Source organism: Chryseobacterium paridis, from assembly GCF_016595215.1.
GTDB lineage: Bacteria > Bacteroidota > Bacteroidia > Flavobacteriales > Weeksellaceae > Chryseobacterium > Chryseobacterium paridis.
In genome coordinates, this window is sequence record NZ_JAENHK010000010.1 from 565,788 (window position 1) to 579,731 (window position 13,944).

A 13,944-nucleotide genomic window follows, 5' to 3' on the forward strand; every position below is an offset into this window, starting at 1 on the left:
CCTAAACTCATAAAGCAACAAAAGCTTTCTAAAAATAGAAAGCTTTTGCATTGATATATAGTATAAGTGATTATTCAATCATAATTTTTCTAACTACCGTATGCTCATCAGCTTTAAGGTTTCCTAAATAAACCCCTTTTGGTAAATTAGAAACATTAATTCTTGTTTGATTTTCCTGCTTAAGTAAAGAGCGTCCAAGCAAATCTGTAATTTCAAAACTGAAATTTTTAACATTAGAGGGTACTTCTAAAGTAAGGAAATCTTTTGTCGGATTAGGATATATTTTTACAGATTCTAATGCATTGATTGATGTCTCCTTTGTATTTAAAACTATAGATGATGCTGTTGATGCCACTGCAAAATGTTGAAGAGCCCCAACAGTCGCTTTTCCTACATTGAAAATATATACTGGGTCTGTATTGGCAAAAGTATCATTAGCAGTGTGCGGATAGCTACTTCTTTTATATTCAAAATATCCTGTGATTACTTCTCCTTTCTGCTCGAAAGGGATATAGTCAGTATCTTCTGCAGGATCAATACCTGTTAGAAGTGGAGAATATAAAGTAGTGCAGTTTACCAATTGCTGAGTAACAGCAGTAGACGCTGCATTATTACTGCTAAGACCTCCCTGATCCTCATCACAATAAATTCTATTATTGGTGTTACCCATTTTACCCCCTACCTGATCAAGATTGAAAACGAGTTTTATATCCAGTTTTCGAACACCATTTTGATAAGCAACATTATTAGCATAGTGAGAACTCCCTCTTAATCCTTGTTCTTCTCCGGAAAAATGGATGAATTTTATAGAATATTCAGTAGGAACGTTTCTAAGAATTCTGGCTGCCTCTAAAATAATTGAAGTTCCGCTTCCATTATCATTGGTACCTGGGCCAACAATACTGTCGAAATGCCCACAAATAATAACATATTTATTAGGATATACAGTTCCTGTTTTTGTAATCACTAAATTCTTTGAACTTGTACTTCCAAAAGTAAATGGATCCTCTACGATCTGGCTTGCTGTGTAGCCATATCCTAAATACTTATTTTTAATCCACGTAAGTGCATTGGCATTATTGGTAGAACCAGTTGTCTTAACGCCAAGATTTTGAAACTGTTGTAAATTTGTGGTAATATTGGTTTGGGTTACCTGATTAGCCCTATCCTGGTAGGCCTGAATAAAAGATTGAGATTGTAATTGTTGGCCTAATAAGCCTAAAAAAAGAAAAGTAATTGTTTTTTTCATTGGTGGGTGATTTTTGTAAAAGTAATAATAAAATCACAATGAAAGAATAAAAATTTTATGTTATAAATAAAAAACGCTCTTATTGTTAATAATAAAAGCATTTTTAATGTATCTAAATATAAGATTAAGTTATTTTTCAATAACTATTTTTCTTACGGCAGCATGATCTTTGGTTTTTATAATGACTAAATAAGCTCCTTCTTTCAATCCTGAAACATCTATTTTTGATTGATTTTCTTTTTTGATCAAAATATTTCCTAAAGGATCCGTTAACTCGAGATTAAAATCTTTAATGATACTTGGCAAATCAACATTCAGGACATCTCTTGCAGGGTTGGGGTAGATTTTTACTGATTCTAGTGATGCTTGTGATTTTGCTTCTTTGGTATTTAAAACCATTTCAGCTGTTGTATTTGCAATAGCAAAATGTTGAAGTGCACCAACGGCCGCTTTGGCTGCATTGAAAACATAAACGGGATCTATATTGGCAAACGTATCATTCACTGTATGTTCATTATTGCTTCTAACATTTTCATAAAAACCTGTGATAATATCTCCGTTTTCTTCAAAAGGAATATAGTCTGAAGCATAAGCGGTAGCCATTACTGTCTGAAGTGGGGAATACAGACTTGTACAAGTAGCCAATTGCTGAGTAAAAGAGCTTGATGTTGCGTTATTAGCAGAACTTCCGTTAACTCCTTTTTCGCATTTTATCTTATTGTTATTATTTCCCAACTTGCCACCTACCTGATCAATATTGAAAACCAATCTTATGTTAAGCTTGCGAACTCCGTTTTGAAAAGCTACATTATCAGCATAATGATAGCTTCCATAAAGTCCCTGTTCTTCTCCTGAAAAATGAATGAACTTAATTGAATATTTGGTTGGGATATCTTTTAAAATTCTGGCGGCTTCCAGTAAAATTGAAGTTCCGCTTCCGTTGTCACTTACACCTGAGCCTGTTATAGTATCATAATGTCCACAAATAATCACGTAAGTGTTTGGATATGTAGTGCCTGTTTTTGTTATGATCAGATTCTTGGAACTCGTACTTCCAAATGTAAAAGGATCTTCAACGATCTGACTCGCAGTATAACCATAAGATATATACTTATTTTTAATCCATGTAAGGGTATTAGCATTATTGGTGGAACCTGTAGTTTTTACACCCAGATTTTCAAATTGCTGTAAATTGGTTGTTACATTAGTCTGAGTAACAAGATTGGCTCTGTTCTGATAGGCCTGAATAAATGATTGAGACAGTAATTGCTGACTTAATAAGCCGCAAAGAAGAAAAGTAATTATATTTTTCATTGTTCGGTGATTTTTGTAAAAGTAATAATAAAATCACAATGAAAGAATATAATTTTTATATTATAAATAAAAAATGCTCATATTGTTAATAGTAAGAGCATTTTTTAAGGCTATATGTATTTACTTTTTAATATAAATCAAATTATTTTTCAACTACAATTTTTCTTACTGCAGTATAATCTCCCGCCTTTATTACAGCTAAATAGGCTCCATTTGTTAAAGCAGAAACATTAATTGTTTTTTTATTCTCCTGCTTAACTAAAGTGTGTCCTAAAAGATCTCTCAGCTCAAGATTAAAATCCTTAATGGTATTTGGAAGCTCAATATTAAAAACCTCTTTTGCCGGGTTAGGGTAGATCTTTACGGATTCTAATGATTTTTGTCCCTCTGTCTCTTTTGTTCCTAAATTCAATGATGTGGCTACAGCAAAATGTTGAAGTGCCCCTATAGCAGCTTTACCCACATTGAAAACGTAAACAGGATCTATATTGGCAAAGGTATCATTTACCGTATGCTCGTTATTACTTCTGATATTCTCATAGAAACCTGTGATGATATCTCCATTTTGTTCAAAAGGAATATAATCTGAAGAATAAGCATTGGTAGTTAAAGTCTGAAGTGGTGAATAAAGGCTTGTACAAGTAGCTAACTGTTGTGTAAAAGCGCTCGAAGTTGTATTGTTAGCAGAGCTTCCATTTACTCCTTTTTCACATCGTATGGTATTGTTATTATTTCCCAATTGGCCACCCACCTGGTCAATATTAAATACCAACCTTACATTCATCTGGCGAACATCATTTTGAAACACTACATTATCTGCATAATGATAGCTTCCTTTTAATCCCTGTTCTTCCCCAGAGAAATGAATAAATTTGATAGAGTATTCCGTTGGTATATCTTTTAAAATTCTGGCAGCTTCAAGAATGATCGAAGTCCCACTGCCATTGTCACTAACACCAGAACCAGTTATGGTATCATAATGCCCGCAAATAATCACATAGGTATCCGGATAAACAGTTCCTGTTTTTGTAATGATTAAGTTCTTTGAATTTGTACTGCCAAACGAAAAAGGATCTTCAACCATCTGGCTGGCTGTATATCCGTATGACAAATACTTATTTTTGATCCAGTTTAATGTATTGGTATTATTTGCCGAACCTGTAGTTTTAACACCCAGATTTTCGAACTCATGCAAAAGAGACGTAATATTGGTTTGGGTTGTCTGAGATGCCCTGTTTTGATAAGCCTGAACGAAACTTTGTGCCTGTATGTTGTACGAAGCAATAGAAAAAAGAAGTAGAGTAGTTAATTTTTTCACTTTATAAAAGAATTACTTATTTGTTACGATTTTGATGAAACAAATGTATATAATTAAAAAATCCTGAGCAAAAAACTCAGGATTTATATTGATAACAAAAAAATTTACATTATTTTACTTGATCTACAACTGCTTTGAAAGCTTCAGGGTGATTCATTGCTAAATCTGCTAAAACTTTTCTGTTAAGTTCGATCTCATTCTTTTTAAGAGCTCCCATAAATTGAGAGTAAGACATTCCATGTTCTCTAGTTCCCGCGTTGATACGAGTGATCCAAAGTGATCTGAAGTTTCTCTTTTTCTCTTTTCTTCCACGGTAAGCATATTGCATTGCTTTATCTACCGCGTTTTTAGCTACAGTCCAAACGTTCTTTCTTCTACCGAAAAAACCTTTAGCTTGCTTCATAATTTTCTTTCTGCGAGCTCTTGAAGCTACTGCATTTACTGATCTAGGCATAATTTAAATTGTTTTTTTGAAAAGGGCGGTAAACTGTTTCATTACACTTATTTGCTCCATTTCAGGGTTAAATTGTTGAATTTTTTTTGAATTCTTATAAACCGAATATAGATTTATAAAAACTACTTAATTGCTAATTGACGTTGAACGCTTTTTTCATCCACTTTAGCTACGTAAGAAGTAGTAGTAAGATTTCTCTTCTGCTTAGTTTCTTTCTTAGTTAAGATGTGGCTTTTGTAAGCGTTTTTTCTTTTGATCTTACCAGTACCGGTAAGAGCAAAACGTTTCTTAGCACCTGATTTCGTTTTTAATTTTGGCATTGTCTTGCTTTTTTATATTTTGTTATCAATATCTGATTTGTTATATTTTTCCCAAAAGACACTTAGGAATAATAGTGTGCAAAGATACAAAAAAAACATTAATTAGATTCCTTTAATACCAGAAAATCCAGCAAAGTATTATGGGAAGAAGAAATTGATATTTTTATTTGATCATTTTCATACTTGATATTCGTTTTGAAATCTTCTTTTTTGTAGTGATCAGTTTCTTTTATTTCCCATTTTTTTTCAGATGTGTTTTTTAGGCTAACCTCATAAACAATTGTGGGAAGTATATTTTTTACTAATCCGTTGTTATTATAAAAAGAGCTTGATGAATCTTTTTTATTGCTGAATAAATATCCTGGAATTCTTAATTCATTGTTATTCATTTTGATTCCAGCGTTTTCACCATATTTATTGATGTATATATAATGTTCAGTTTCCCGTGTTTTTGCATTTACTTCAACATAGTTTTCTGTAAATGTATTATTCTTTTTAAGTTGACTGGTAATATTAAAATCACCATATGAAATAGGGGTGCCAGTGTAAAAAATTACAATGTCAGGATTCCGTTTCATAGTATAATCAGCATCACCTAACTCATGTGCTAATGAGCCGTTACCGAAATTAGCAGGTGGATGCCTGGGTATATAGTAATCGTTAAGTCCTAGCATATCTATTGATGGAAGTTGCGAAGCATAGGGAATGCATCCTGCTGCTGTTACAGCAATTAAAGTTTTATTAGGGAAACTTTGCTTTAATTCTTTTCCTAATTGCATTCCATGAAATTCCCATCTTTCCGAGATTGCATCTTGGTTTTGAGGGAACCGCATTTGGATAGTAAAATTAAGCACCAATAATAATGCACTACCGATCAGTACCTTTTTGTTTTTAAAATCAATTATTTTAATATCTGGCAGTCCAAGGACAATTGAGAATACAAGAAAAATTAAAACCACGGCATAGTGCCTAAATGCCGGGAAAATATCACCTCCCACCAGGCTGATATATTCAGTCCATGATATAAGAAGTAGAAAAATGAAAATGCCGGGAAGATTCTTTTTTTTGAAGACCAGTACAAATAAAGAATAAAATCCTAATGAAGAAATAAGTAATGTTCCAAAGAATGCTTTTACATGATAATAAATGCCTCTAATGATATGGTGAAAGCTGATTTTTACTTTTACTAATGCTGTATTGGGAACTAATTCACTATAATAAATATATCTGAACAACAATTGGGATAAAAGAAACAGCAAAGGAATTGTAATTGTGAATACAGCAATTTTTAAGAGGTTTGATTTCTGATGTCTATTGATAAACAATAAAAAAGAAGCAGTAACTATTGAAAATAAAAAGCCATCTGGCCTTGTTATTGAAAGTAGACCCAGCCAAAAGGATAAATAATAAGCTCTTTTTAAGTTTTTGTTGTTTGTAATGTGTAAGACTTCTATTATAACCAACGTCACTAGTAGAACATACAATGGTTGCTCAAGCCCTCCAATAGCCCATACGGCAAAACCTGGAGTCGTTACCAATAAGGTAATCGCCAGAAAAACATACTCTTTTCTTACATTTTGCTTTCTGAAATAATTTAAAATACTCCAAATGGTAACAAGAGAGCAGAGGATTCCCAGAATTCTTGCTGATAAAATGAGATCGATTCCAAACTTTCCTAAAAAAGATATTCCTAAAATCCAGAGAAGATTAGAGTAACCCTCTACAGGATGACCGTCATTCCAGCTGATTCCTTTTCCTTCAATAAAACGCTGTGCATATCTTAATGAAATTAAACTATCGTCTGATATAAAAGGATAAAAATACCAACAGCTCAGAAAAAAAATAAGGGCAGAAAAAATAAAAAAAGGTCTATATCCGAACTGCATCAATGTAAGTCTTGTTAGAGTTATTCTCCTCAATTATTAAGGAGTTTTCGAATGCAAAATAAGAAAAAAAAGCATTGTTAAAAAAATTAAAAACTCAAACTGTAAATGATATAAAAAGACAGATTATGATATGAGAGTATTTATCTGGTAAAATAAAAGTAAAGACCGCTTCTTGATAGAAAACGGCCTTTATAGAAAGTCTTTATAATTTTATTGAATTGCTTACTAGATATCTCTGTAGGTTATTTCTCTTCTTTCTTCATTATTCCCACCTAGAATAACTTTAATTCTAAAGCCACTACCTATTAAATAACCAGTTCTTGAATAAAGCTGGAGTTTAATATGTGGATTGGAAACATTGCCTGCAACTGCACTGTCTGAATTCCAAAGAGGATCATTATTATTATAGATGACAAGATTCCCATCATTTTGTGCAATAAGTCTTGGAGTACCACCGCTTCTTACTGTATTAGATGCCCATACTGCTCTGTAACTACCTGGTGTTTCTACATATAGAACAAGATTGCTATCTCCTTGCATTACAAGTCGATAGATAACACCATTATTTTCTAAACTAATTGACTCACCAGCATTTAATACCTGTGGATGACTTGTTGTCTCCGAAATAAATTTTAATGTTGTAAGACCACCACCAGGAATAGATGTATTTGCGTTCTCAGTTGTTTTTACTTTCCCATTTTCCACTGTTACATTGTCAAGAGTATCATCCTGACCACAAGATGCTAAAAGCATCGAAAGACTTACGAAAGTCAATAATTTTATCTTCATAACTTATTTTTGAGCTGCAAATATAAATAATCCCTTACTAAATCCCAATTTAAAGAGTTAATTATACTTACAAAACAATGTATTTATAGGGTTTTCAGTCAATTAAAATTACACTGATTAATGATATATTAATATAAAAACCTCGATTGATTAAATCGAGGTTTTATAATTTATACTCATATAAAGTATTTAATTAAGATTGAAAGAATGCAAGAAGATCTTTATTGATGGTTTCTGCTTCTGTTGTTGGCATACCATGAGGAAAGCCTGGGTAAGTAATCAGTTTTCCGTTTTTAACTAATTTTGCGGCTACCACACCTGTAATTTCATAAGGTACAATCTGATCATCTTCTCCATGAAGAACCAATACAGGAACATCTGTGCTTTTAAGGTCTTCTGTAAAGTCAGTTTCTGAAAACGCTTTAATACAATCATAATGCGCTTTAATTGATCCCATCATTCCTTGTCTCCACCAGTTATCACGAATACCCTGGGATATTTTCGCTCCTTCTCTGTTATATCCATAAAAGGCAAGTGAGAAGTCTACGAAATATTGTTGTCTTTGCGTAGCTGTATTATGTCGAATTTCATCAAAAACAGACATCGGAACTCCATTTGGATTGTTGTCTGTTTTAACCATAATCGGTGTTACAGCACTAATTAAAACGGTTTTAGCAGCTCTGCCTTTACTGTGTTGTGCTACATATCTGATCACTTCACCACCACCGGTAGAGTGGCCAACATGAATAACATCTTTTAAATCCAACGCTGTTACGATTTCTGCAACATCAGATGCGTATGTATCCATATTATGTCCTTCTGCAGTTTGTGTAGATCTTCCATGTCCACGTCTGTCATGAGCAATTACTCTGTATCCTTTTTCCAAAAAGAATAGCATTTGTGCATCCCAATCGTCACTTGATAAAGGCCAACCGTGATGAAAGAAAATAGGCTGCCCTTTTCCCCAGTCTTTGTAATAAATTTCTGTCCCGTCTTTTAGCTGAATTGTACTCATTGTTTTATTTCTTAATATGATTAATAATTTACTTTACAATATCAGATTATTTATCTGTTATTTCTAAGCCAAAGTTAAATTTATTCATACTTGTACATCTTAACATAGGATATTTTATTCGGATTTGTGAAAAATAAAAAACCTCAAATTTCTTTGAGGTTTATATCTGACAAATTAAATACGAAATTTAATTAAATTATTTTGCTGGTTTTTTAGGACTCATCATCATAATCATCCTTTTACCTTCCAGTTTAGGCAATTGATCTACCTTTCCTACATGCTCAAGTTCTTGTGCAAGTTTTAAAAGTAGGATCTCTCCCTGATCTTTAAAGATAATTGAACGTCCTTTAAAAAATACGTAAGTTTTAAGTTTCGAACCTTCTTCAAGGAATTTTTCAGCGTGCTTTTTCTTGAATTCATAATCATGGTCATCAGTCTGAGGTCCGAAACGGATCTCTTTTACAACCACTTTTATTTGCTTGGCTTTAAGTTCCTTCTGCTTTTTCTTTTGCTCGTATAAAAACTTCTTATAGTCTAATACTCTCGCAATAAAAGGTTCTGCTTTGTCTGAAATCACAACCAAGTCTAATTCCTGATCCTTGGCTATTTGCAAAGCCTTTTCTAATGGGTAAACACCAGGCTCCAGATTGTCACCTACTAAACGAACCTCTCTGGCTCTGATTTTACCATTAATTTGATGCAAATCCTCCTGTACGGGACGACGCATTGGGCCTCTGTTGTTAAATCTTTGTGCTATTGTCTTAAATTTTATTGGTTAACTTTCTATTGACAGCTTTCTTATATAGCTGCTTCTTTTTTAAAATAATTGACGAAATCTTCCATCTTCATTACGCCAAGATCTCCTTCTCCACGTCTTCTTACAGAAATTGTTCCTTCGTTTTCTTCATTCTCACCCACTACAAGCATGAAAGGAATCTTCTTCATTTCAGCATCGCGGATCTTTCTTCCTGTCTTCTCATTTCTATCATCAATCAGACCGCTAATATCGTGATTTTCCAAAAATTGTGAAACTTTTTTTGAATAATCTACATATTTTTCACTTATCGGTAGAATTATAAACTGATCAGGGCTCAACCATAATGGGAAATCACCTGCAGTATTTTCTAATAAAATGGCGATAAAACGCTCCATAGAACCGAATGGCGCTCTGTGGATCATTACCGGTCTGTGCTTTTCATTGTCGTTTCCGATATAATGAAGATCAAATCTTTCTGGTAAATTATAATCCACCTGGATGGTTCCTAGTTGCCATTTTCTTCCTAAGGCATCTTTAACCATGAAATCCAGTTTAGGACCATAAAATGCGGCTTCACCGTATTCAATTACTGTTTTTAATCCTTTTTTCTCTGCTGCACTGATGATCGCGTTTTCCGCTTTCTCCCAGTTCTCATCAGAGCCGATATATTTTTGTTTGTTTTCAGGATCTCTTAAAGAAACCTGAGTTACAAAATCTTCAAATCCTAATGATTTAAAAACATACAACGTTAAATCGATTACTTTCTCGAATTCTTCTAAAAGCTGATCCGGAGTACAGAATAAGTGAGCATCATCCTGAGTAAATCCACGTACTCTTGTTAGTCCATGAAGTTCTCCACTTTGCTCATATCTGTACACAGTTCCGAATTCTGCATATCTTTTTGGAAGATCTCTATAACTCCATTGCGAAGTCTTATAGATTTCACAGTGGTGAGGGCAGTTCATAGGTTTCAATAAAAACTCTTCACCTTCATTGGGTGTTTTTATTGGCTGAAAACTGTCTGCACCATATTTATCCCAGTGTCCTGAAGTTACATACAGTTCTTTTGAACCGATGTGAGGGGACATTACAAACTCATAACCTCCTTTTTTCTGAGCATCACTTAGGAAGTTTTCTAATTTTCTTCTTAATGCAGTACCTTTTGGAAGCCATAATGGAAGTCCGGCACCCACTTTTTCAGAGAATGCAAAAATTCCTAATTCCTTCCCAAGCTTTCTATGATCTCTTCTTTTTGCTTCTTCTAATCTTTCAAGATATTCAGTAAGTTCTTTCTGTTTAGGGAAAGAGATACCATATACTCTTGTTAACTGAGGATTTTTTTCATCACCTCTCCAGTATGCTCCGGCTGCATTCAATATTTTTACAGCTTTTACAATTCCTGTATTCGGAATATGTCCTCCACGACATAAGTCTGTGAAGTTATCATGAGTTACAAAAGTAATTTCTCCATCATTAAGATTAGAGATCAATTCTACTTTGTATGGATTATCTGCATATGTTTTTAAAGCCTCTTCTTTGGAAACAGGGTATAATGAGAAAGTAGAACCTTTTTTTGCATTTTCCAATACTTTCTTTTCAATCTTCTCAAAATCCTTTTCAGATAAACTCTCGTCTCCAAAATCTACGTCATAATAAAATCCATTTTCTATGGCAGGGCCGATAGTAAGTTTAGCATCAGGATAAAATTCTAAGATCGCCTGCGCCAGAAGGTGGGCAGAAGAATGCCAAAAAGCTTTCTTTCCAAGATCATCATTCCATGTCAATAATTGTACCGTAGAATCCGTCGTTATAGGTGTGGTAATCTCTACTTGTTTGCCGTTAACAATTGCGGAAATGGTATTTCTAGCCAATCCTTCGCTTATAGATTTTGCCACATCTAGAGAAGTTACTTCTCCCTCGAATTCTTTGACACTATTGTCTGGAAGTGTAATTTTTATCATTGTTTACTATGAAATTTTAAGATGCAAAAATACGCATTTTTTATTTAAAATAGTATATTAACGTATATTTGAATAAAGAAATAATTCAAATTAATGAAAAACATATTAAGGATTTTATTTGTTTTATTTTTCATGATCCCTTTTTATCAAAAGAAGACTTCTTTATTTTAAATAATATTCATTAAAAAAAATTAAAAATTAGCTCATGAATAAGTTCAATATCGATTTGCATTGCGATCTGCTTTATTATTTACTGCGACCTGGTGCAAAGACTGATGATAAACAATTAGGTTGTTCCCTCCCTTATTTAAAAGAGGGAAATGTGAAGCTCCAGGTTATGGCTATTTATACTGCCACTGAAAAGAACAGTATAAATGAAGGTCTAAAACAAAGTGAGTTATTTAAAGGATTATTAAACACTGATGATTTCTTTCTGTTTGACACACAGAATAAAAAGGACATGGATGATCCAAACAGGGTAGGAGTGCTTGCTTCTATAGAAAATGCTTCGTCATTTTGTGAAGAGGATTCTCATTTGGATGCTGGCTTTAAAAATCTGGAAACCATTATTGATAATGTTGAGAAAGTTTTTTATATAGGAATTACCCATCATACTGAAAACCGTTTTGGGGGTGGAAATAATTCTGAAGCAGGGTTGAAAGATGATGGAAAGGTTTTAATCGATTATCTTTCAGACAAGAGAATTGCCATTGACTTTTCGCACACAAGCGATCAACTGGCTTATGGAATCCTTAATTATATCGATCAAAAGAATTACAAAATCCCTATTCTGGCTAGTCATTCCAACTATCGGAGTATTTATGAGAAAAACAGAAATCTTCCTGACGAACTTGCGAAGGAGATTATTAAAAGAAAAGGTTTAATAGGACTTAATTTTATAAGGAACTGTGTAGATGAAAAAAATCCAGAGAAGTTATATGAGCATATTCAATATGGATTGGATTTAGGAGCAGAGGATGCTATTGCCTATGGTGCAGATTTCTATTACTGCAAAGATTATCCTGATAAATCACGCTTACCTATTTTCTTTGAGGGATATGATGATGCGTCAGCGTTTAATTCCATTAACAGTAGATTTGAAAAGGATTTTTCGGTTGATATTATGGAGAAGATCAGCCATAAAAACGCATTGGATTTTATAAATAGATTATAGAATAATAAGAAGGTGGCTGAGGCTCTCGAAGCCACCTTTTGTCATTATTTCAGTCTTTTGTACTTCACCTTTTTCTTGATAATTTCGATGACGTCCACATGTTGAACCTTCGACTGTATCCAGCCATGGATATCAATATAAAATAATGATCTTCTGTAATATTCATTGTTTTCGTATTGTTCAAGTTTTTGATCGAATGCTTCAAATGCTTTTTGCCTTTCATCCAATACCAGATTGTTCAGGTTTTTAAAGAACTCAATACTTTCAAAATGAAACTCTTCCGGCTTTTTCATTTTCATTGCAAATTTTAATGTAGCCTTTATAAAATCATCATAATCTTCATCATTTCCGGACTCATGCTTTGACATCAGGATCAGAATCCTTGTATGAAATAGCAGATCTTCCTGTACATTTCCTTTAGATTCAATGATCTTCATAGAATAGCGCATGGATTCGTTATATTTTTTGCTTCCGAAAAACATCGCTGCCATTTTAAGATATAAGATCATAAAATGATGCTCATCGATTTTGTCTCTAAGCTTTTCCATCTTCATTTCTATTTCAGGAATAAGCTTAGTACCACTGAAAAACTCTCCTTTTACAAAATGAATATTCATTAAAGTATTAGAGTAGGTAAGGAATATAAGTGCTTGTAAATTTTCATTTTGGGCAAAACTAGGTGAATAAACAGTTTTATTAAAAATTTCAAATTGGTTCTCTAAAATATCAATATTGCCATAGAGAAAAAGAATCTTTAATAAGTAGGTATTTCCTTTAATATACCAGACAGGATGACTAAAGATCATTTCAGGTTTCTGATGAAATAATTCTACCCATTGATAAGCATATTTCAAGGTATATTTATAATCCTGCAAAAGCTGATTCTTCCAGACATGAGCTTTGTAATACCATAATTTTTCGGTAAAATTAAGTTTAGAGGGTTGTATATTTTTAATCTGGGAATTAAAAATTTCTAATACTTCTTCCCGGTCCACATCGTTTTTGACATATCCATGCGTAAGCATTTCGCTGTATAATTTCAGTGAGAGGTTAGATAATTCTGTGGTGTATTGATTTTGCTTGCTAATGGCTTTAGATTCATTGATCAGTTCTTCGGCTCTACCATCTATACTTCGGGTGATGAACTGGGATTCTATTACTTTTTCAAGATCGATAATTTCTGATGCAATACTTTTTTCATCTAATTCTAATGCCGACTGTTTGGTTTTATCTAATATCTTTAATGCCTGCTTATAAAGTCCTTTCTGATAGAGGATATTGGCAAAATCCAATTGCTCACGAAGCTGAATCCTATAATTCTGATGACTTGGGTTCATCCGGAGACTTACCAAAATCTGTTTATAAAGGTGGGCTTTAAGATTCGAGAGCTGCTGTTTAGTAGAAATCTTTTTCTCTATAATAATGGACTCATTATATTCATTCATTTTATCGAGTTCTGAAAAAAGCAACAGAAATTTAGCATCTACATTAATTCCCAAACGATTAACGTAAAGTTTAAACTGTCTCTTTTCAGAAGTTGTTAATGATTTAATGAGTACAAATAAGAAGTCTTTCTGCAATTCTGCCATTGTAAAATTTAATAATTTAAATATTTGAATGTCAAACTATTACGCTTGTGTTTTTATTATTTGAGTATTGTAATTTTTATAGAAATTAAAAATAAAAAAAATATGCAAGTCTTAGTTT

General features: G+C 33.0%; 12 protein-coding genes. 1 reads left to right on the forward strand and 11 read right to left on the reverse strand.

From position 1 onward, the window contains the following. Positions 1-70: 70 nt before the first annotated feature. The 10 genes from JHL15_RS12045 to thrS form a co-directional block, all read right to left on the reverse strand. Positions 71-1,249, reverse strand: coding sequence for a M28 family peptidase (locus JHL15_RS12045; RefSeq protein ID WP_200246006.1), 1,179 nt, complete (start codon positions 1,247-1,249; stop codon positions 71-73). A 129-nt stretch (positions 1,250-1,378) separates the two neighbouring features. After that, positions 1,379-2,563, reverse strand: coding sequence for a M28 family peptidase (locus JHL15_RS12050; protein WP_200246008.1), 1,185 nt, complete (start codon positions 2,561-2,563; stop codon positions 1,379-1,381). A gap of 142 nt (positions 2,564-2,705) precedes the next feature. Continuing rightward, positions 2,706-3,881 carry a M28 family peptidase gene (locus tag JHL15_RS12055; protein ID WP_200246010.1) on the reverse strand — a complete coding sequence of 392 codons (1,176 nt, stop codon included), beginning with the start codon at positions 3,879-3,881 and terminating at the stop codon, positions 2,706-2,708. 109 nt (positions 3,882-3,990) lie between these two features. Beyond that, entirely contained in the window at positions 3,991-4,335 is a 345-nt protein-coding gene (gene rplT / locus JHL15_RS12060; RefSeq protein WP_089026270.1) for a 50S ribosomal protein L20, read from the reverse strand. Between the two features lie 122 nt (positions 4,336-4,457). Further along, positions 4,458-4,655, reverse strand: coding sequence for a 50S ribosomal protein L35 (rpmI, locus tag JHL15_RS12065; protein WP_034676300.1), 198 nt, complete (start codon positions 4,653-4,655; stop codon positions 4,458-4,460). A 98-nt stretch (positions 4,656-4,753) separates the two neighbouring features. After that, on the reverse strand, positions 4,754-6,574 hold the full coding sequence (locus tag JHL15_RS12070; protein ID WP_200246012.1) for a hypothetical protein: 1,821 nt from the start codon (positions 6,572-6,574) through the stop codon (positions 4,754-4,756). Between the two features lie 192 nt (positions 6,575-6,766). Beyond that, the gene (locus tag JHL15_RS12075; RefSeq protein ID WP_200246014.1) at positions 6,767-7,330 is read right to left on the reverse strand and encodes a hypothetical protein; all 564 of its coding nucleotides are present in this window, start codon (positions 7,328-7,330) and stop codon (positions 6,767-6,769) included. A gap of 193 nt (positions 7,331-7,523) precedes the next feature. Continuing rightward, positions 7,524-8,345: an alpha/beta fold hydrolase gene (locus JHL15_RS12080; RefSeq protein WP_200246016.1), complete on the reverse strand. Its 822-nt coding sequence runs from the start codon at positions 8,343-8,345 to the stop codon at positions 7,524-7,526. A 196-nt stretch (positions 8,346-8,541) separates the two neighbouring features. Further along, entirely contained in the window at positions 8,542-9,072 is a 531-nt protein-coding gene (gene infC, locus JHL15_RS12085; RefSeq protein WP_200246018.1) for a translation initiation factor IF-3, read from the reverse strand. 71 nt (positions 9,073-9,143) lie between these two features. Continuing rightward, positions 9,144-11,063 (reverse strand): threonine--tRNA ligase, encoded by a 1,920-nt coding sequence (thrS, locus tag JHL15_RS12090; RefSeq protein ID WP_200246020.1) that lies wholly within the window; start codon positions 11,061-11,063, stop codon positions 9,144-9,146. A 205-nt stretch (positions 11,064-11,268) separates the two neighbouring features. Here thrS and JHL15_RS12095 point away from each other — a divergent pair, with 205 nt between their 5' ends. Then, positions 11,269-12,237: a dipeptidase gene (locus JHL15_RS12095; RefSeq protein WP_200246022.1), complete on the forward strand. Its 969-nt coding sequence runs from the start codon at positions 11,269-11,271 to the stop codon at positions 12,235-12,237. Positions 12,238-12,281: 44 nt separating this feature from the next. Here the strand turns inward: JHL15_RS12095 and JHL15_RS12100 are convergent, their stop codons facing one another. Further along, entirely contained in the window at positions 12,282-13,826 is a 1,545-nt protein-coding gene (locus JHL15_RS12100; protein ID WP_200246024.1) for a hypothetical protein, read from the reverse strand. Positions 13,827-13,944 lie beyond the last annotated feature (118 nt).

Excerpts from the sequence above, each read along its gene's own strand:
- JHL15_RS12050 (WP_200246008.1), bottom strand. The coding sequence starts at position 2,563 with ATGAAAAATATAATTACTTTTCTTCTTTGCGGCTTATTAAGTCAGCAA.
- rpmI (WP_034676300.1), bottom strand. The coding sequence starts at position 4,655 with ATGCCAAAATTAAAAACGAAATCAGGTGCTAAGAAACGTTTTGCTCTT.
- JHL15_RS12095 (WP_200246022.1), top strand. The coding sequence starts at position 11,269 with ATGAATAAGTTCAATATCGATTTGCATTGCGATCTGCTTTATTATTTA.
- JHL15_RS12100 (WP_200246024.1), bottom strand. The coding sequence starts at position 13,826 with ATGGCAGAATTGCAGAAAGACTTCTTATTTGTACTCATTAAATCATTA.
- thrS (WP_200246020.1), bottom strand. The coding sequence starts at position 11,063 with ATGATAAAAATTACACTTCCAGACAATAGTGTCAAAGAATTCGAGGGA.
- JHL15_RS12045 (WP_200246006.1), bottom strand. The coding sequence starts at position 1,249 with ATGAAAAAAACAATTACTTTTCTTTTTTTAGGCTTATTAGGCCAACAA.
- JHL15_RS12080 (WP_200246016.1), bottom strand. The coding sequence starts at position 8,345 with ATGAGTACAATTCAGCTAAAAGACGGGACAGAAATTTATTACAAAGAC.
- infC (WP_200246018.1), bottom strand. The coding sequence starts at position 9,072 with ATGCGTCGTCCCGTACAGGAGGATTTGCATCAAATTAATGGTAAAATC.
- JHL15_RS12075 (WP_200246014.1), bottom strand. The coding sequence starts at position 7,330 with ATGAAGATAAAATTATTGACTTTCGTAAGTCTTTCGATGCTTTTAGCA.
- rplT (WP_089026270.1), bottom strand. The coding sequence starts at position 4,335 with ATGCCTAGATCAGTAAATGCAGTAGCTTCAAGAGCTCGCAGAAAGAAA.